The organism is Candidatus Leptofilum sp. (genome assembly GCF_965223285.1).
Lineage (GTDB): Bacteria > Chloroflexota > Anaerolineae > Promineifilales > Promineifilaceae > Leptofilum.
The window spans coordinates 2,552,107-2,571,143 of the sequence record NZ_OZ244997.1 but is presented as its reverse complement, the minus strand read 5'-3'; the positions used below and the strand labels follow the sequence as shown (position 1 = coordinate 2,571,143).

The 19,037-nt window shown below is 50.6% G+C and carries 13 protein-coding genes; 6 read left to right on the top strand and 7 right to left on the bottom strand.

The window, feature by feature from the left end:
• The first annotated feature begins 74 nt into the window (after positions 1-74).
• Entirely contained in the window at positions 75-749 is a 675-nt protein-coding gene (locus tag ACOQPU_RS11675; RefSeq protein ID WP_420645286.1) for a metal-dependent hydrolase, read from the top strand.
• 106 nt (positions 750-855) lie between these two features.
• Here the strand turns inward: ACOQPU_RS11675 and ACOQPU_RS11670 are convergent, their stop codons facing one another.
• Positions 856-3,465, bottom strand: a complete 2,610-nt coding sequence (locus ACOQPU_RS11670) for an ABC transporter permease subunit (protein ID WP_420645285.1) — start codon at positions 3,463-3,465, stop codon at positions 856-858.
• A 226-nt stretch (positions 3,466-3,691) separates the two neighbouring features.
• Here ACOQPU_RS11670 and ACOQPU_RS11665 point away from each other — a divergent pair, with 226 nt between their 5' ends.
• From ACOQPU_RS11665 to ACOQPU_RS11655, 3 genes are all read left to right on the top strand, one after another.
• Positions 3,692-4,381 carry an ISAs1 family transposase gene (locus tag ACOQPU_RS11665; protein WP_420645284.1) on the top strand — a complete coding sequence of 230 codons (690 nt, stop codon included), beginning with the start codon at positions 3,692-3,694 and terminating at the stop codon, positions 4,379-4,381.
• A gap of 469 nt (positions 4,382-4,850) precedes the next feature.
• Positions 4,851-6,605 (top strand): ABC transporter ATP-binding protein, encoded by a 1,755-nt coding sequence (locus tag ACOQPU_RS11660; protein ID WP_420645283.1) that lies wholly within the window; start codon positions 4,851-4,853, stop codon positions 6,603-6,605.
• Positions 6,606-6,682: 77 nt separating this feature from the next.
• Positions 6,683-8,473, top strand: a complete 1,791-nt coding sequence (locus ACOQPU_RS11655) for an ATP-binding cassette domain-containing protein (protein WP_420645282.1) — start codon at positions 6,683-6,685, stop codon at positions 8,471-8,473.
• Between the two features lie 62 nt (positions 8,474-8,535).
• Here the strand turns inward: ACOQPU_RS11655 and ACOQPU_RS11650 are convergent, their stop codons facing one another.
• Positions 8,536-9,600, bottom strand: coding sequence for a hypothetical protein (locus ACOQPU_RS11650; RefSeq protein WP_420645281.1), 1,065 nt, complete (start codon positions 9,598-9,600; stop codon positions 8,536-8,538).
• 157 nt (positions 9,601-9,757) lie between these two features.
• Between ACOQPU_RS11650 and ACOQPU_RS11645 the strand changes: the two genes are divergently transcribed.
• Complete coding sequence (locus ACOQPU_RS11645) at positions 9,758-10,555, top strand: enoyl-CoA hydratase/isomerase family protein (protein ID WP_420645280.1); 798 nt, start codon at positions 9,758-9,760, stop codon at positions 10,553-10,555.
• A gap of 27 nt (positions 10,556-10,582) precedes the next feature.
• Here ACOQPU_RS11645 and ACOQPU_RS11640 read toward each other — a convergent pair whose 3' ends face one another.
• Positions 10,583-12,055 (bottom strand): DUF1501 domain-containing protein, encoded by a 1,473-nt coding sequence (locus ACOQPU_RS11640; RefSeq protein ID WP_420645279.1) that lies wholly within the window; start codon positions 12,053-12,055, stop codon positions 10,583-10,585.
• Between the two features lie 84 nt (positions 12,056-12,139).
• On the bottom strand, positions 12,140-13,852 hold the full coding sequence (locus ACOQPU_RS11635; protein WP_420645278.1) for a DUF1800 domain-containing protein: 1,713 nt from the start codon (positions 13,850-13,852) through the stop codon (positions 12,140-12,142).
• A 266-nt stretch (positions 13,853-14,118) separates the two neighbouring features.
• On the opposite strand from ACOQPU_RS11635, the gene ACOQPU_RS11630 reads away from it, so the two are divergent.
• Positions 14,119-14,388 (top strand): hypothetical protein, encoded by a 270-nt coding sequence (locus ACOQPU_RS11630; RefSeq protein WP_420645277.1) that lies wholly within the window; start codon positions 14,119-14,121, stop codon positions 14,386-14,388.
• Here ACOQPU_RS11630 and ACOQPU_RS11625 read toward each other — a convergent pair whose 3' ends face one another.
• From ACOQPU_RS11625 to ACOQPU_RS11615, 3 genes are all read right to left on the bottom strand, one after another.
• Positions 14,389-16,074: a glycosyltransferase gene (locus tag ACOQPU_RS11625; protein ID WP_420645276.1), complete on the bottom strand. Its 1,686-nt coding sequence runs from the start codon at positions 16,072-16,074 to the stop codon at positions 14,389-14,391. It lies immediately after the preceding gene.
• Between the two features lie 69 nt (positions 16,075-16,143).
• The gene (locus ACOQPU_RS11620) at positions 16,144-17,694 is read right to left on the bottom strand and encodes an ArnT family glycosyltransferase (protein ID WP_420645275.1); all 1,551 of its coding nucleotides are present in this window, start codon (positions 17,692-17,694) and stop codon (positions 16,144-16,146) included.
• 517 nt (positions 17,695-18,211) lie between these two features.
• Positions 18,212-18,976, bottom strand: a complete 765-nt coding sequence (locus ACOQPU_RS11615) for an enoyl-CoA hydratase-related protein (protein WP_420645274.1) — start codon at positions 18,974-18,976, stop codon at positions 18,212-18,214.
• Positions 18,977-19,037 lie beyond the last annotated feature (61 nt).

Sequence of the window (19,037 nt, the reverse complement as noted above, 5' to 3'; positions counted from 1 at the left end):
ATTAGGTGGGGAACGGCCGTTTCTCACCCACATTATTTCTCATCAAACAGCAAAATTGGATAAAGGAGGGTGTCATGGCACAGGCAGGAATGCACGGGTTGGTCGGTGTGGTGGTGCGTCGCTGGATGCCGGGGCGCAAGTGGCTGCCGCTGGGAATCGTGTTAGGGAATCTGCTGCCGGATGCGGACAATCTGGCAGTGGCCGTGGCTACGGTCACGGGCGGTTCTACCGAAGGGTTGCACCGGACGTTTACGCACAGTTTGTTTTTCGTGCTGGCGTTGGTGGTTGTGTTTTGGCTAGCGGGCGTGGTAGCGAAACGGCCGTTTCTCACCAATCTCGGTTTAGGGCTGGGCCTCGGCGTGCTGATGCATGTTTTGCTGGATTTGCTCATCTGGTTCAACGGCATCGAAATTTTGTGGCCGCTGCCCTCCTGGGTGAATTTATGGGAGGGGGTGACGCCGCCGGAATGGTTTGCTAAGTTGCTCATGCCGCTGGAGATGCTCTTTTTTGCCGCCTTCTTTTATTGGCTCAGCCAGACGGCGCAGCGACAGGGAACGAATTTGGATAAGGTGAAGGGGGTAAGGGTGTGGACGGCCGTTCAGCTCATCCTCTTCCTCATTTTTACTGTGTTGGTATACACGCTAGATAGCGGCTTCATGACTATTTACGGGGCAGTGTACTTGCTAACGCTAATCGTGGCCGCAGTGTTGACCATTCAAATGCAGGAAACGATTGAAGTTACAGCCTAGATTTGTGTTTTGTATACAATCCCCACCTGTCGTTACTTCGGCAGGCTCAGTACAGGCTTGAGCGCAGCGAAAACCTTAAAAACCGGCGCAATCCGCGGCAGGCTAATTACCGCTCCCGCAAACGCGGCTCAAAAATACGCTCTAGGCCAATGCCCAGCATGGCGAAGGCAAAACCCGTCAGGAACAGCAGCCCCAAAGGCACCACCACCAAATGCGTGGCATTTGTGTAAACACCATACGAGAGGGCTTCCACCACCAGCTTGCCCCAAGTGGGTAAATAAGGGTCGGTGATACCCAAAAAGGCGAGTGTCGCCTCCAAAAAGACATAGCTCGGCACCAAAATGATTAGCTTGGGCACGAGAACCGTGACGATGCGCGGCACCATGTAGCGCACTACAATCCGCCAATGACTGGCTCCGTACACCTGCGCCGCCAGAATGTACGGCTCAGACCGAATCTGCAAAAATGCTGCGCGGTACGTCTTCACGGCACTACCAAACAAGGTAAGTGCCACTGTTACCGCCAAAATGGTGAGGATGCTGCGCGAATACAGCACAAATACCATCAAGGCCACCGGGAAGAACGGCAAGATCAGGTTTAGTTCGGTTAAGAACTGCACAACGCGATCCACCCAGCCGCCAAACCAGGCACCCAGTGCCGCAATCAGCATTCCGCCTACAGAAGTAGCAAAGGCTGCAATCAGGCCAAATCCCAGGGCAATTGGCGTTCCCCAGAGCAAGGCAATCATTAAATCTCGCCGCTGTGAATCGGTACCGGCCAAGCCATGAACCTGCCCCAGCATCGTCATCTTTACGTCAAAATCCACGTCTGGCTCAAATAGCAATGCCTGCACCCGCAGCGTGTATGTGCCTGGCACTGGCTCTGTCGCAGTGCCATCTGAGCCAAGAAAGAGTGCCTCTAGCGGCGCCTCTGAGCGCAATCGCCGCCGCAAGCGGTCATCGCGGCTTATGAAATATGAATCAGATTGGTTGGGCTGAAAGCTGGTTAGCTCACGCTCGCTGCCGTCTGGCCATACCCAAGAAACCGACACATGCGGCCCTTTTTCTACAAATTGCGTCTCCATATCCAGCACAATTTCCTGAGGGAAGTCACCGTAATCATATTCAAATGTGAAGGGAATGATGACGTCTGTCAGGGTTTCATCTAATTGCGCCACTTGCTTAGCGGCGTCTGCTGATTTGGAATCAAACGTGATGGTGGGGGGCAAATCGCGGAAAAGAAAGTAGTTTACCCAGGTAGGTTGTGCGCTTTGCGGATTACGCAACCACACTTCATTGTCGGCGCGCCACAAGTTGACAGCTTCCCGGTACGGAATGTTAATGACTGTGTGTACAGAAACGCCTATCAACCCTGTAATCACCAGTAGCCCGAAAATGGTGCCTGGATTTTCACGCATACCCTGCACAAGTGTACGGATTGCGCAGCCCCATCTTTTGAGCGTAGCAAGCAACCCACTAAGCTGAAAGCGAGACCGAGTTTGCTTTGTACTGGCCGTTTCTGCCAATGGCGAAAGCTGGACACGGCTGCGCCGTTGCCAAAAACGCCAATTAGGTTTTTGATTTGCATGGTTTTGCTCTTGCTGGCTACCTATCCGCACTCTGGGGTCGATTAGCAGATAGCAGATGTCTAACGCAAAGACGATAATGGCAATGAGGTAGGCAAACATGGTAACAATGGCCACAATCAAGGCTGTGTCAAAGTTGGTTAGGGCTTGAATGAAGAGGCTGCCAATCCCCTCGATATTAAAGAAGTATTCCAGGGCAATCATTTCTTGCCATAAGACGGCCAGCAGCAGGGCAAAGCTGGTAAGCAGGGTTGGCAAGGCGGGTCGGATGATGTAGTTGCGGTCGATACGGCCGTTCGACAACCCCTTCGCATACGCCAAATCCACGTAATCTTCATTGCGATACACCTGAAAAAAGCTGCGCCACAGGTAAGCACTCTGGAAAAAGCCCGCCAAAAATATAGCCAACAATGGCAGTGCCAGATGACGAAAAAAGATTACAATCTGAGCAAAGCGAAACCCCTCTGGAAAGGCGGCAAAGGTACCACCCGGCGAAAAGCCAAACACTCGCAAGGCAAACACTGTCAGCAAAATACCCAGCACCCAAGCCGGTGCCGATGAAATTGGCGACAGCCAGATAAAGAGCTTATCCAACCGCCCGCCATGACGACGACTTAGCATAAGTGCGAAAAAGACGGCCACACCAAAAAGCAGCACGTTAGATACGCCAAATATCAATAACGTGCGTGCGAGATTATCTAAAATCAACTCCCCGGCTGTGACGTTTGAAGCAAAGTCAAAACCATATAGCCACGGTTTTTCTAGCTTCCAATCAAGCGTTAAACCATCGACTAACCAAACGGCCGTGCGTAACACCAAAGGTTTGTTTAAACCGGCTGTCTCCCTGGCGGCCTCCATGCGCTCCGCAAACAGTGCCTCTTTCTCTTCCGCAGACAGGGGACTATCGCGCAGCGACAGGCCAATGGCAAACTCCAATTCTGATTCAACAATCGTATCAACATAGCCGCCAAAGTTGGCAATAATAATGGTGAGATAAACGGTAATAGCAACTGTTAGCAGCAGCAAAGAAAGTCGCTTGAGGGAAAACAAAGCCACATTGTGCCAGGCTGAAGGCTGTTCTGTTCGGGATTTGTTGATTATCTCTGTTTCTGAAAGTCGTTCTGCCGTCATCGATTATCCACCCCCTCCCACGTTCAAGCGGCAATATCCGCTTAAATGTCACCCTTTTGCCCCCTTAACGACAATTGTATCATTTCGCCATCAAGAAACATAACTTTGGATATGCTAAAAATCGTTACCGGATTTCTGTTGGCAGGTAGGGCTGTTTCAAAGTCGGCAGTCGCAAAAAAGGTGAAATTGCAGCATAGTTTCCAAAATCCCTGCAAGGAGCGGAAACATGCAAATTACAATTCCACCTCTAGTCACCATTTTCGACCCGATAGCCGATTGGCGCAAGCCGCGCGGCAAGCGATATAGTTTGATTAGTCTGTTCAATTTTATCGTGCTGGCTATGCTCTGTGGCAAAACAAGTGCTCGGGGCATGGCAAGATGGGGCAAATATATGCCAGCAGGGCGCAAATCGCGCCTAGGTATCAAGCCACACCATCACCCATCGGCCGCTATGTTGTGTCGCGTATTCTGGCAGATAAAACCAGAAGCCCTTGAAGCCAGTATTCAAGCATGGGTGCATCAAGTCCATCAAGAATTAGTCGCAGCAGGCATTGCTCGGGGCATTGCTATCGATGGCAAAAGCATTCGACGCGCCGCTTCATTGGGCAGCCCCAATGCTTTCCTTGTTTCGGCTGTGTGTCATCAGTTACGCATTGTGCTTACTCAAGCAGCGGTAGAAGACAAAACCAATGAAATCAGCTGTGTCCCCCCTTTACTTGAGCGATTGCTGCTGAAGGGATTGGTCATTACGGTGGATGCATTGCTCACTCAAAGAGCGATTGTGCGTCAGATTCGACAAGCTGGGGGTCATTATTTGATGTATGTCAAAGGCAATCATCCCCGCTTGCTTTGGTCGTTGGAAGCACGGTTTGCCCAGCCACAGCCCAGAAACGAGCCTCCATTTCTTTATTTCTGAGGCCATTGATGCCTTTTCGGCTGACCCTACCAGAGCATTAGACATTCTTCGACTTTGAAACAGCCCTAATTTCTGTTGGCAGGTTCGTTTAGCTGTGGTAGACTGGCGTTTCGTGTGTCTTTTGGCTAACTGTTCCAGTTAGCTTGTAACAGTGCTGGTGTCAGGAAGTCTGGCATCACAAAGGAGAATCTCCCAATATGTTTCTGTTACACAACTCCCCACAAATTCATGCAGCTGCTCCCTTCTGGGTTTACCATATCTGGTAATCATCGGTTGGTCGAGCCAGCCACTGGCCGTTAACGGCCGTTGGCCATTCTCGTAATCCGCAATTTTTTGCCAACAATTGAATAAAAGTTTTGGTTGCTAGTAAATAGTGGCTGGTTGCTGGTCGCTTGCGGCGATTTGCTTATTGCCGAAATTATTACTAACCACCAACCACTATCCACTATCCACTATTCGAGGAGGAAAAATGGAGTTACCAATCCGTCGCTACGGGGATTTGATGTTTCAATATCTGTATCCCCTGCGGCGCAAAGTGTATCTGCTCGCCGGGCTAATCTTTGCCACATTGGCATTGCAATTGGTTAACCCGCAAATCATTCGCAGCTTCATTGATACGGCCGTATCCACCACAGACAGCCAACCGCTCATCTGGGCCGGGGTTGTCTTCTTGGGAACGTCACTGCTGCTGCAACTGGTGGGCGTGGCCGCCACCTACGTGGGCGAAGACGTGGGTTGGCAATCGACCAATCAGCTCCGCGCCGACCTGGCTCGCCACTGCCTGCGGCTGGATATGTCATTTCATAATGAACACACGCCCGGTGAAATGATCGAGCGCATCGACGGCGACGTGGCCAATATCGCCATCTTCTTTGCCCAGTTCATCATCCGCATTGTGGGCAACCTGCTGCTGATTGTGGGTGTACTCGTCGTGCTGCTGTGGGAAGATTGGCGGATTTCATTGGCGTTGGGGCTGTTTACGGCCGTCTCCCTCATCGGCCTTAGCAAACTGCGCCAAATCGCCGTGCCCGCCTGGAAAGCTGCCCGTGAAGCCAACGCCGACCTGATGGGTTTCATTGAGGAGCAACTTGGCGGCACTGAAGATATTCGCGCCAGCGGTGCCGTGCCATACGTCATGCGACGCTTGGCCGTCTTTAGCCGCCAGCGAATGCACAAAGAGATCGAAGGGGCAGACAAAAGCATCGTCATTATCTTGTCCTGGATTGGCTTGTTCACTATTGGGCAGCTCATCGCCATTTTGTCAGGCTACTACTTGTATCGTGCCGGAGTGCTAACGGTGGGAACGGTTTATTTGGTGATTAGCTACACCAACGCCATCTTTCGGCCGCTGCGCGAAATTAGCAATCAGATTGAAACGATGCAGCAAGCAGCCGCAGGCATTGATCGGGTAGAGCAACTTTACCGTGAAACCAGCCGCATCCGCGACAATGGGCAAGCTCGCCTGCCCGATGGGCCATTGGGTGTTGCCTTCGAGCAGGTCAACTTTGCCTACCACGACGAGCTGATTTTGCGCGACATCAAATTCCGGCTGGCACCGGGCGAGGTGCTGGGATTGCTAGGCCGCACGGGCAGCGGTAAAACCACCCTCACCCGGCTGCTGTTCCGGCTGTACGAGGTGACGGATGGGGCTGTTTGCCTAAATTCGCAGAACATCCAAACCTTGCCACTCAGCCACTTGCGCCAAAAGGTGGGCATGGTCACCCAGGAAGTGCAGCTTTTCCGCGCCTCCGTGCGCAACAATCTCACCTTCTTCAACCCTGCCATCCCCGATGAGCGTATTCTGGCCGTGCTGCACGACCTGGGGCTGGGCGACTGGTTTGCCTCGCTGCCCGACGGCCTAGACACCGAACTGGCTTCTGATGGTGCCAGCCTCTCCGCCGGGGAAGCGCAGCTGCTCGCCTTTACCCGCGTCTTTTTGCAAGACCCTGGCCTCGTCATTTTGGATGAAGCGTCGTCTCGATTAGACCCGGCTACCGAGCAGCTCATCGAGCGGGCGGTGGACAAGCTGCTGCACAACCGCACGGGCATCATTGTGGCCCATCGGCTCACCACGGTACACCGGGCGGACAAGATTATGGTGTTGGGCAACGGCCGTATCCTAGAACACGATACCTACGACGCATTGGCCCACAATCCAGACTCTCACTTTGCGGAGTTGCTGCGGACGGGATTGGAAGTGGAGAGTATGCAAGTAAGCAAGTGAACAAGTATGCAAGTATGCAAGTGGCAAGTGGCAAGTGACTTGCAGACCTGCAAACACGCACACTATTAAGGAGGAACATGACGACTACTAAACGAACAAATGTGGAAACCCCAACCTGGAAATTCATTCTGGCTTTGATTCGCTTCAAGCCGTGGCCACACTTTTTCAACCTGCTATCGTTGATTGCGTTGCTCATGGGTTTGCTGGGGCCACCGCTGGTGATTCGCTACTTCTTCGACCTGCTCACCAACGAAGCGGCCGCTGCCTTTGACCTAACAACCTTGGTTGCGCTGCTGCTGGTCGTTGCCATTGGGCGGATGGGGGCACGACGGGGCATGATCAAAATGAATCGGCCGTTTATGCTCCATTCCCACGCGCTGATGCACAACAATATGCTGGGCCGCATCATGGCACGCCCCGGTGCCAACGCGCTACCAGAAGCCCCCGGCGAAGCCATTAGCCGCTTCCGGGGCGATGTGTGGGAGCTGCCGTTTTTTGCTCTCTGGGTCAACGACGTAACCGCCAACGGCGTCTTTCTCGTCTTTGCTCTGGCCATCATGATGAGCATCAATGCCCCAATTGCCCTGATTGCCTTGCTGCCACTCCTGCTAGTGGCACTGGTTACTAACAGTGCCACCGGGCGCATCCAGAGGTATCGGCAAGAGATGCGTAAACGCAGCGGCATCGTCACTGGCTTCATTGCTGAATCGTTTGGCGCGGTGCAGGCCATTAAGGTTGCTTCGGCCGAAGACCGGGTGATTGACTATTTCGATACGCTCAACGAAAAGCGACGGCAAGCTGCTTTAAAAGATCGGCTGTTCAACGAGGTGCTTGGCTCTGTCTTCCAAAATTCGGGCAACATCGGCACAGCCATCATTTTGCTGCTGGCGGCACAAAGTTTGCAGGCTGGTGAGTTTACCGTCGGCGACTTCTCGCTGTTTGTGGCCTACTTGGGCAACACGACCGGGTTTGCCAGCTTCCTGGGCTTCTTGCTGGCGCGTTATCGGCAGGCAACCGTTGCCGTCAGCCGGATGGTGCGGCTGCTGCAGGGGGCCGCGCCGCTTAGCTTGGTGCGGCATCGGCCAGTCCATCTGGCGGGTGAGTTACCAGAAATACCGTTTGTGGAGAAAACGGCCGTGCACCAGCTCAACAGCCTCTCCATGCAAAATCTCACCTACATCCACCCGGATTCAGGGCGTGGCATCAAGGACATTAACCTGCACCTGTATCCAGGTTCTTTTACCGTGATTACGGGACGCATTGGCGCGGGCAAAACAACGTTGCTGCGCGCCTTGCTGGGCTTGCTGCCCCACCAATCTGGCGAAATTCGCTGGAATGGCGAATTAGTTCCCCAGCCTGCGGAATTCTTCGTGCCGCCACGTACGGCGTACACGGCGCAGGTACCCCGCCTGTTCAGCGACACGCTGCGGCAAAACCTGCTGCTCGGCCTGCCAGAAGATCGCGTCAACATTCCTGCCGCCATCGAAGCGGCCATCCTGCATGAAGATGTGGCGCAGCTGGAAAATGGGCTGGACACAATGGTGGGGCCCAAAGGGGTAAAGCTGTCTGGCGGACAGATTCAGCGTTCGGCCACGGCCCGCATGTTTTTGCGCGAGGCGGAGCTGTATGTCTTTGATGACCTCTCCAGCGCACTGGATGTGAACACTGAGAAACAATTATGGGAACAACTGTTTGCCCAGGCGCAGCCACCAACCTGCCTGGTGGTGTCGCATCGGCGGGCGGCGTTGCGGCGGGCGGATCATATTTTGGTGTTAAAAGACGGCCGTATCGAGTCAGAAGGTGCTCTCGAGGAATTACTCACCACCAGTGCTGAAATGCAGCGGCTGTGGGAGGGAGATATTCAGTAACCCCTTGTTTTTGTAGTCGCGGATTCTTTCCGCGTTTCACACGCGGAAAGAATCCGCGGCTACTAGCGGGTCAGTGCCGATCTGTCGGAAATCCAGGGAGCATATGGAGCGCGGGTAAGGGCAGCCAGCGTCAACAACACGTCGTCATAATTGATGCGCCAGCCAGAAAAATCGCGCCACGCCTGGTCTCGGTCTGCTATCAACGGCACGCCAGCCGCGATCAATTCTTCGCATACCTGATCAAATTCGTAGCGGCTGATGCTGATGGGCATGTCGGCCGTGGGGTTGGCCTCGTGGGGTAAATTGAAGAAGTCAGCAATTTGGCGCAATGCCAAAAATCCAGCCCGAATGCAAAAAGCCGCTTGTGGCTCGAAGCGAACATCGACTGTGGAGAGGATAAACGCAGCCGAATCCATCACATTGCCTGCGGCCGTAATCCAGGAACGCTGCGGCTGCAGCGACCGGAAGAAGACGAGGGGTGACAGCGACGTATGACTTTCCTCGAGCTCGGCGAACCAGGTTTGCCACGTCAGCCAGACGTCGCGCAGCCGCTCCAGCTCCCCGGTGCGGTGTGAGCGAGCAACCATTTCAGCCACGGTGGGTGGTGACCCTGCCCGCGACTCCCAAAGAACAACGGCCGTTTCCCGGCGAGCAAATGCGCTGTACATCGTGGGCAAATAGGCAATCAGCATGGCAATCAATACCAACCCAATCATCGCTTCAGAAAATTCCAAAATTTTAGAGCCGGTGGTATTCACCGAAGCATACCCCAGCGTCAGCAGGGAAGAACCGCTTAAAAAGAATAGCTCAGGAAACGGCCGTGGCTCCAGTGCCCAAAACATGCACATGTACCCCACCAAAATCAGCACTAGCAAGATCATTGGCATCAGGAAAAGCGCCAGGGGTGGGAAAAAAGCCATGATTCGGTCGCGATCTTCATATGTGGCCCGGCGCACCCGCAGCCGGAAAAAGAAGCCAATCGAGCGAAACAAGACGCGCGTCAGCCAAACGTTGACGCCACGCGGCAAAATAAACGTTTTGATGGCGGCGATGAGCGTTCCACCAATGATGAAGATGCCGAGAAGGAAAACGGCCGTGCGCAAAACAATCATGCCAATGCTATTCATATCCATAACTCAATTATCACCGGAAGCAGTCTTGTGTCCAAAATGATTTGGCACACTGTTTCTGCCTCCGCTAAAATGGTCCTGGTGGTTGGCGGCTGGTTGCTGGTGCAAACCAACTAACCACCAGCCACTAACCACTCGTACCCAAGGACAAAATATGAACTACGAAGATTTCCAGCACATCTTATTTGAAAAGCGGGAACCACGCATTTTGTGGATGACCTTGAACAGGCCAGAGGTTTTGAATGCTGCCGACGCGCGTTTGCATACCGAACTGGTTGAGGTGTGGCGCACCATTGACCGTGACCCGGACGTACATGTGGCCGTCGTCACCGGGGCGGGCCGTGCCTTCTCGGCCGGGGGCGACCTGAAGCTGGTGGAAAATGCATACCAAAACCACGATGAGGTCATTCGCATTTTGGATGAGGCGCGGGATTTGGTTTACAACATGCTCCATTGCAGCAAACCAATTATTTCGGCCATTAACGGAGCGGCCGTTGGTGCGGGATTAGTCGTAGCACTCTTAGCCGACATTTCCATTGCTGGGGAAAGTGCCCGGTTGGCCGACGGGCATGTGCGCATGGGTGTAGCTGCTGGCGACCACGCTGCCATCATCTGGCCGCTGCTGTGCGGCATGGCTAAAGCCAAATATTATCTCATGACCAGTGACTTTGTTTCTGGCCCAGAAGCCGAGCGCATGGGCTTGGTGAGCCTGTGCGTACCAGATGCGGAACTGCTGGATAAAGCGATGGCGGTTGCCACCAATCTGGCCAGTGGACCACGACATGCCATCCGCTTTACGAAACGTGCGCTAAACCAGTGGCTGCTCCAGGCTGGCCCCATCTTCGACCATTCGTTAGCGTTGGAGATGCTCGGCTTCTTCTCCGAGGATATGATGGCTGGCGTAGAAGCATTACGCAGCAAAAAACCACCACACTATCCATCTAGCCAATAGACTCAAACTGGTTCAGCCTTCGATCTTTTACCGGGTGACCATGGGAATAAAAACCTGCTCCGATAAATTCGCCAACATATTGAGCGGGGTTTCCTCAGAGCTGATGTCGTAAAAACGGCCGATATTCGGGAACACTGCCTCCAAATCGCCGGGAGCCACGCCAAACCAAAGGGCCAATTCAGCAAAATATTCATCACAGGAGGTGGTAGGAATGAGTCGCCCTCGCCCAGTATCCAGCGGGTTATCTTCATACAAAGATGGAAAATCGCCGTAAATGCGCTGTCCCCGCACGGGACCACCCATCACCATGTGGTTGCCACCCCAGGCGTGGTCTGAGCCTTGCCCATTAGAAGTGAGCGTACGGCCGAAATCGCTGGCCGTAAAGGTCACCACATTGTTTTGCATGCCCAGCTCCGTCAGGGCGTCCTGGAACTCCTTCATCGCCTGGCTCACGATGGAAAGCATGGTCACCTGATTGTTCAGCACCTCATCGTGATGGTCCCAGCCGCCCAGCATGACAAAGAAGGTTTGCCGCCGGAAGCCAAGCACATTGCGGATGGCGATTGTCTTGGCCACCATCGATAGGCTATTCGATAGGTCATTGTCCGAAAACTGGGTGGTAAAGGCAGGCACACCTTCGATAGCACTGGCAAATAGCTCTGCCCCGTCGATGGCTGAGCGCGTGCTGTTGGCAAAGGTTTGGTCGAACAGGTTTTGGTAGGATAAATCCAGCATGGATTCGATGGCTGCGTTTTTCAAGATATGGCGTGACCACCAGATGTCGTCGTGGCCAATAACCTGTACTGCCCCGTTGCCCCAGGGCACGACGCTGTACTCGGTGAGCGTCGTCCCGGTTTGGAACAGATTGGTGCCAGCCAATGAGATGTTCATGGAAATGACGTCGCTGTCATTGAGCGATTTGAGCAAATCGGCGGTGCGGCCGCCCCAGCCAAAGCCGGTACGCTTGTCTGGCACGGAGGTTTGCCAATGCATAATCTGGTCGCTGTGCGAGTACAGTCCCAACGGCAGCTTGGCCAAGCCAGACTCAATGCCTGCGAGCGTGGTCGGTTCTACCAGCGTGCCCACATTGGCCACAAAGGCAAGCTGGCCCGCGTCAAACATCTGTGTCACCTCTGGCATGGAGGGATGAACACCGTAGGTACGGCCGTCCGTGTCCAGCGCGTCGATGGGAAGCAAATCGCCCTGCGGTAGGGCCAAATCAGCCCGAATGGTGGCGTACTCACCGTATTCACTATTGCTGCGGGGCACCAGCATGTTGAATGAGTCATTGCCGCCTGCCAAAAAGACGCAAACCAATGCTTTGTAATCGTTGCCGCCAGCTAGCCCGTTGGCGGAAAGTTGAGAGATAGGTAAGTTTTCGGCAGCGGCCGAATTGGCCATACGCAGGTTCATCAGGGTCGAAAAAAGCGAAGCGGAGCCAACGGCCGCACAGCTCGCACTGCCCAGAAATTGTCGTCGGTTCATTTTTAATGGCATCATTTTCTCCGGAGTTCTGGCCACAGAGAACACAGAGGTTTAAGAGGTTTTTCTCTTATCTCTCCGTGCCCTCTGTGGCTCACATTTTTACATCTGCACAGCGTACTCTGGGCAGCTCATCAATAAGAAGATGGCCATTTTGACCACGTCTTCATCGTCGGCATTGGCGTCTTTGTAGCCAGTAACGGCCGTTTCCAAAATGGCGCGTATCTCTGGCGATAACGTGCCGGAGGTTAGTAGCAAATCGAGGTGATCGAGCAAGGCGGGAATATCATCCACCAGCGTTATCTCATAGCTCAGGTCGGGGTCTGGCTGGTCTAAATCATACGTCTGGCCCTTGATTACTTTGTCCTCACTGGGCAAGTCGATAACGTAACTCCACCAGAGCCGCGAATACCAAAAGTTGACGGTAGAAATTGCCGTATAGCTGTTTAGCAGTTGGAACTCTGGCCCGGTTAAATTGTTGTCGCTCAATGCGCCGGAGGGCCGGTAACCGGGCGAGAAAAAGTTGAAGACGCTGGGCGCGTTAAACATATATTGCCGCAAATCGTTTTCCACACCCCAGCCAGCATCCCAAAATTTACCCTGCGGATTTGAGTAGTGGAAGGCACGCACCAACTGCGTAAAGCGGAAAAATGGCTCGCGCAGCTTGCCGTGCGTGGGGTCGTCGATATGGACAGGATTGCGCGCCTCGTCATCCAGCAAAATCGCCTTGATGACCGCCTGCATATCCCCCCGCACGCCAGAGCCATTGTCGTTGAAAACGGCCGTTACCCGCCCCACGTACTCCGGCGATGGGTTCGACTTCACCAGCCGCTGGATAAGCTGCTTGCCAATAAACGACCCCACGTTTTGGTGGTTAAACAGATGGTCCAACGCCTCATTCACATCATCCATGCCGGTTTGCCCACTGGGTACCACATACCCATTCAGCAAGGTTTTGCTGCCCGGCTCGTGTTCTTCATCCCACATTGTCATAGGGCGAACGGCCGTATACGGGTTTAGCCAGCCGCTGGTAAAACTGGGTGTCCAGGTAATATGCGGATCACCTTCATAATCAAACTGAATGCCAGTAAAAATTTTGGCAAATTCCGTAATGTGGCTGTTGTCATAGGTAGGAATTGGTTCATTGTTGCCATCCAAAACAAACGAGCCATCATCATTGAGCAAAAACAAGCCAATAGTAAACAATTGCATGATTTCGCGGGCGTAATTTTCATCGGGAAAACGATTCCCAGAAACATCTGTTTTACGGTTACCTGCATGACTAAGATAGCTACCCATAAGCGGATGCAACGTCACGTCTTGCAGCAGATCACGAAAATTGCCGAAAGCATTACGCAACAACATGTCGTACCAATGGGCAGCCCCATTTGCTACCGCATAGATAGAAGCATTCTCTGTAGAGATTACAAAGATTTCGCTCAGAGCCAAGGCAACCCGCTGTCTCAGCAAATCATTGCCATTAATAGTCGTTTGCCACAAAGCGTAGCGAAATAGCTCTCGCCAAGGGGTTTCGGAGCCGATAGCCGTCTCATCAAACAGCTCAGCGTAAAAATAATCAAGCACCTGGCTTTGAGGCAGCAAAAACTGCTGATCTATCCACGGCTCAATGCCGATTGAGGCAACTTCTTGAATGAGGGTAAGGTCTGCGCCAAGCGTTGCCTGTGCTAAAAATCGAGAGGCTTCCTGCTCGGCAGAGAGGATACTATTGCGAGAGACACCACCGGTGCCCTGCAAGGTCAAATCTGGCGGGTTAAGTAATTGACTGAAGAACTCCCGCCGGCTCGTTGAAGCCATTGCTTATCTGCTCCATTACTGTATTTGGCAACACAGCACCTTGCAAGACTTCACACAAAACAAACAGATTAATTATTCACGTAACTGGCCAAGGCTTCCGATTTTTCTATTGATTACGTATGTGAAAACCAAATTTACCATTTGGGTAATTGAGTTTTCTTCATAGCTTTTACATACGGTTTTCAGAATCTTACAACATACAGAGGGGAACCTTCTTCACGGGTTTCTGCATATTACATTTAGACCTTAGCCAGGCAAAAGATTAAATGCCTACCAAACAAAATGAATGTGTTGCCAAACAGTCACTTTTGTCTACTAAACAAGTAGACGATAGTAAAACAATTGGGCAAAGTTTAAGCAGCACCTTGTCTTGTATCAAGGAAACTGGCATGACCTATGTACCAAGCCATGCCTTCGCAACGAATCTATTCACGCAATTTTCACGCCACTTATGGGCATCAAGGAAGGAAACGGCCGTTTCCCGCATTTTCATCGATGTCGGTAATTTACATGAATCATTACAAATAGTTTCCTAATTACTCCGCTTCAACAGCAGGTGTCCAAACTGTTTTCAATATTTGAGGCTTCCAACCGTAGAATGCAGCCTTGCAGATGCTACCCACCATAAACATGAAAAATAAAAGCACGCTAACATTCGCAACTTTGGTCGCCACATCAACATAGTGTAACCTCAAGAAACTGTTCAGAACTGCCAGTACACCTAAGAAAATATACAAAAACTGAGGCCACAACATTGTCCCATAAAAACCATCCTGCCGCGTTTTTCGGGTAACTTTATAAGAAGGCTTCTTTTTTCGAGAGCGGATAGCAATCCAAAAAGCTTTTTGATATGTTGGCGCATGGCTTATCCAATATTGCCACATTCTAGCCAAAAACTCACTCCGCCCCTTTGCCAAAACCAAATAGTAAAAGAAGCTTGCCCCAATCCATGGGAACAAAGCAGAACCCTCAATTGGCACAAATTGGCCAGTCAGCAGCGACAGTATCGGAACTAGCAATAAAGCAGGCATAAAAAAGGCAGAAGTGACGTAAAACAACCCCAATTCCAAATATTGCAGCCGCTGGCTCAAAGTAAGTCCTGGAGTAATAACGGGGTTCTTAAATAAGAATAGTCGCCATGTGTCAGTTGCCCAAGTGCCGCGTTGCTTTAATAAACCAGGAATGTCATCTGGGGCTAAGCCAACCGTCAATATCTCATTGTGATATTCAGAACGGTAACCCACACTATGTAACAAATAAGAAGTCGTTAAGTCTTCAACAATATTCCATGTAGCAAAACCACCAATTGACTCAACAGCACTTAGCCGCCATATTACACCGCTGCCACAAGAAAAAGCAGCACCAGCCCCATTACGCCCAGGTTGAATTGTGTCGTAAAATACCCGATCCCGCACACCAAAAGGATCGCCTGGAGGTGCAATTGCTTCCTTTGGCGTTTGCACAAAAGCCATCTTAGGATCTGTAAAATACCCAACCGTTTTCTTGAGAAAACTAGGAGAAACGATTTCATCTGCATCTTGAGTCAAAACAAGTGATGCTTGCGGAAATTCACGGTTCAGAAACTCAAGAGCCGAATTAAGATTGCCGGCTTTTGCATTTTTTTGAGGACCCAAATTGTAAGCAACCCCATGCTCTTTAGTCAGAGCTTCCACTTGCTTACGATGCCCATCATCAGAAATGACAATAAACAGCTTCTCTTTCGGGTAATTAAGTTGCTTTAAGGAAAGAAGCGTATCCTGCAATATATTGAGTGGCTCACCATATGTAGGAATGACAGCTGCTACATATGGTAGTTCCCCTGGTAGAGGCCTTGGGAGCTTATTGTTCTTTGAACGTAACTGGTTCAGGAAGCTAAGAAGCATGACCAGAAAAGTGCCAAACGTGCCAAAAAAGTGCAGAGCTGTAATAAATGAAAACTCATCTATTGTTACCTGTAAGCTATGGAGCAGATAACATTCACCCACAAATACCATTAAAATACCGGTAGCGCGTAAAGCCCAAATGCCAGAAAAAAGTTCAGGGAACCATAAAGCAAAGACGATAAATCCAACAATTATATAAATTCCAGGCTGAGGCCATAAATAAGGCCAAATAAGCGTATTAAAAAAGCGCACCAGGAAAAAATTGCCAAGAAACAAAGCTATTGATCCAAGAACTAGTAATGTGATTTTCTTGGCTTGATGTGCGGTTAATCCTGTCATAATGTCACTCCCTTTTTCAATGGATAGGCAATTTGCAAACTTCTTACAAAATTAAAGTTGAGCAAATCCTCAAGGTGAACGATAAACTGTTACAGTAATCACTTGTCCAGTACTTAATACTTGAGGATCTGGGTCTTGATAAACGCGTCTATAATTATGCTCTGCTAAGGCTTTTCGAATATGCTCATTGGTCTCTTGTGTGTAATAGTCATCTAAAATAACAATATCAAAATAATGGTCGCGAATACCCGCAACCATTGCATCAACCCCTTTATATTCCCGATACTCCATATAAAAGGTATTGCTCCAAACATCACGATCATTTGCCCCAAAATCGTTGTAATATTCATAAACGGCCGATTCCTCCGCCAATATTCTCGTTTCCAGGGAAAGGGGTTGCGACTGCAAATATGCATTGGCACCACTTAAATTTGGCCAACTATGTAAAAGACCCCAATTTTGTGCAAGGCCATATTCTATGAATAAAACAACGCTAATAATCGACAAGAACGTATATAACAAGCGGTAAGGGATATCTCCGTTTCCTCGCCCAAAAATATGTTGCCCCTTTGCCATTAGCCTAGATACGCCAAACCCAGCAAAAGGAGCAAAAAAGATTGTGCTATAAGCAGCATGCTTCCACAGAGACTGTATATTTTCGGTGAAAACTTGATAGGCAGCCACCACTGTTGCTAACCCTAAAAAAGTGAACAAGAACCCTTTCAGTTTAGGCGAAACAACGGGCATAATTGGGTTTTGGTAAGAGGGTAGCAAGAGCACACCAAGAATAGCCAGAATTAAGTGAACCCCTGCATGAGCTAAGTAGCTGCGAAAAATAACCCATTTTTCTTCTGGATAAAAAAGCAACATTTCACGTTGAACCCAAAGCGAAACTAACGCCTCTTGATTCCATAAAAAGTAACCCCCTAAGATAAGCAGAGTTAATGGGAAGAATATTAAAAATACAGGTTTGAGTGACCGTCCATACCAATAGAAATGCAAGATAGTAACCAAAAAAAGTGCTGGCAAGAATAGGAGGCCAATATATTTTGCTAAGATGCTTAACCCTAAAGCAACACCAGCTAGAAACAGATAACGATTCGTTTTTTCAGGCTCGACTAACCCTGCCTGAATGGTGCAGTAAAAAGCGATTGCCATTAAAGGCAAACCCAAAGAATCATACACAGCAAGCTGCCCCAAACTAACATTGGCTCCGTTAAGGCCAAAAAGCAACATGGCCCATAAGGCAGAACGGTGATCGAATAGGTTAAGCGTAAGGAAGAATACAAAAACAACTGCAATAGTATTTAAAGAAACTGTAAAAAACCGTAATCCAAAATCCCCAACAAAGTGATGAATCGTCCCTGCAACCATGGGATAAAGATATGAACCAAATATCCATGAGGTTGCATCTTGAGAAAAATCACCTGAGACCGCTTCCCAGCCTAATGTGATATTTACTGCCTCGTCATAAAAGATGGTATTTGCACTAGAGCCAACAAACCGAACACTAAAAATTGCTATTATTAAAATCAGGGCTATTCCGTAGCCGAAATGAATCCGTATACCTGTCGTAGATTCCCCTAGGTGCCAATCTTCTTGAGATGAAGTTGAAGTCATCACTATCTCCCAGCCATTATGGTTGCCAACTTCCCAATAGCTAATTATTGGATTTTCAAGTCAAATTTGATGAGACGCAAGGAGAAGGATTGTTACGCAAGAGTCGTCTCAAGCAAGCCAAATCAATCAATCTTTATTTAGACCCATTATGATTTGATTGGGTCACAAAGTGATTAAATTTTTGATGGGGTTCAATGAGGGCTGTATTGCTCAGATGGCTGTCATTATGCTAAGCAGTAGTGGAAATAGTGGGACACAATAACGCTCAGAGGGTAGGCAATTAATCTTACAACAAGCGTTACAAGGCAAGCATGCAAAATTTTAACAAATCACGTGCAATTCAGCGCAGGCTTTCAAAAAGATTACCAAAGTTGTGGTCAAATCAGGGCGATGCGGCAGGTATGATACTCTATTGATGTCAAGCTATCCACAACTTTCCCAGCACAAACACTAAGAGGGCGTTGAGGTCTTTTAAACCTCAACGCCCTCTGTAAGATGATTGATTATCTATTATCGTCTACTTACCAACAAACAGAGGCGGCCGTTTTTCCAAAAACGCCTGCATCCCTTCGTTGGCATCCGCTGTGGCCCAAAGGGCGTAGTAAGTGCGTCGTTCAAAGAGCAGCCCTTCGCGCAGGCTGCCTTCCTGGGCGCGTTCAACAGCTTCACGGGCGGCAATCACGGCCGTTTTCCCCCAACAGCCAATCATCTCCGCCGCCGCTAACGTTTCTGCCATCAAATCCTTAGCGGGGATGATGCGGGCAACCAAACCAGCACGCTCCGCTTCCTCGGCATCCATCATGCGGCCGGTGAGCAGCATGTCCATCGCTTTGGCCTTACCCACCAGCTTCGTCAGCCGCTGCGAGCCACCCATGCCGGGAATCAGCCCCAGCTTAATTTCTGGCTGGCCGAATTTAGCATTGTCTGCCGCATAAATGAGATCGCACATCATGGCCAATTCACAGCCACCACCGAGGGCATAGCCAGAAACGGCCGCAATCTTCGGTGTTCGCAGCGCAGCAAACTGATCCCACGGGGCAAAAAAGTCCTCGTGGAACATCTCCATGTAGCTCTTGGAAGCCAGCTCTTTGATGTCTGCCCCGGCAGCAAAGGCACGCTCGTTGCCCGTGATGACAAAGCAGCCCACCTCCGGGTCACGATCCAGTTCCGTCAGCCGCGCCACCATCTCGTGCATCATCGCCGAATTCAGCGCGTTCAACACCTCTGGCCGATTCAGCCGCACGACGACGGTACGGCCGTGTTTTTCAATTTGAATACTCATAGTGTTCCTTTTTTTGAGACTGGAGACTGGAGATTAGAGATTGAAAAATCTCCAGTCTCTA

Excerpts from the sequence above, each read along its gene's own strand:
- ACOQPU_RS11675 (WP_420645286.1), top strand. The coding sequence starts at position 75 with ATGGCACAGGCAGGAATGCACGGGTTGGTCGGTGTGGTGGTGCGTCGC.
- ACOQPU_RS11670 (WP_420645285.1), bottom strand. The coding sequence starts at position 3,465 with ATGACGGCAGAACGACTTTCAGAAACAGAGATAATCAACAAATCCCGA.
- ACOQPU_RS11665 (WP_420645284.1), top strand. The coding sequence starts at position 3,692 with ATGCAAATTACAATTCCACCTCTAGTCACCATTTTCGACCCGATAGCC.
- ACOQPU_RS11660 (WP_420645283.1), top strand. The coding sequence starts at position 4,851 with ATGGAGTTACCAATCCGTCGCTACGGGGATTTGATGTTTCAATATCTG.
- ACOQPU_RS11655 (WP_420645282.1), top strand. The coding sequence starts at position 6,683 with ATGACGACTACTAAACGAACAAATGTGGAAACCCCAACCTGGAAATTC.
- ACOQPU_RS11650 (WP_420645281.1), bottom strand. The coding sequence starts at position 9,600 with ATGAATAGCATTGGCATGATTGTTTTGCGCACGGCCGTTTTCCTTCTC.
- ACOQPU_RS11645 (WP_420645280.1), top strand. The coding sequence starts at position 9,758 with ATGAACTACGAAGATTTCCAGCACATCTTATTTGAAAAGCGGGAACCA.
- ACOQPU_RS11640 (WP_420645279.1), bottom strand. The coding sequence starts at position 12,055 with ATGATGCCATTAAAAATGAACCGACGACAATTTCTGGGCAGTGCGAGC.
- ACOQPU_RS11635 (WP_420645278.1), bottom strand. The coding sequence starts at position 13,852 with ATGGCTTCAACGAGCCGGCGGGAGTTCTTCAGTCAATTACTTAACCCG.
- ACOQPU_RS11630 (WP_420645277.1), top strand. The coding sequence starts at position 14,119 with ATGCCTACCAAACAAAATGAATGTGTTGCCAAACAGTCACTTTTGTCT.
- ACOQPU_RS11625 (WP_420645276.1), bottom strand. The coding sequence starts at position 16,074 with ATGACAGGATTAACCGCACATCAAGCCAAGAAAATCACATTACTAGTT.
- ACOQPU_RS11620 (WP_420645275.1), bottom strand. The coding sequence starts at position 17,694 with ATGACTTCAACTTCATCTCAAGAAGATTGGCACCTAGGGGAATCTACG.
- ACOQPU_RS11615 (WP_420645274.1), bottom strand. The coding sequence starts at position 18,976 with ATGAGTATTCAAATTGAAAAACACGGCCGTACCGTCGTCGTGCGGCTG.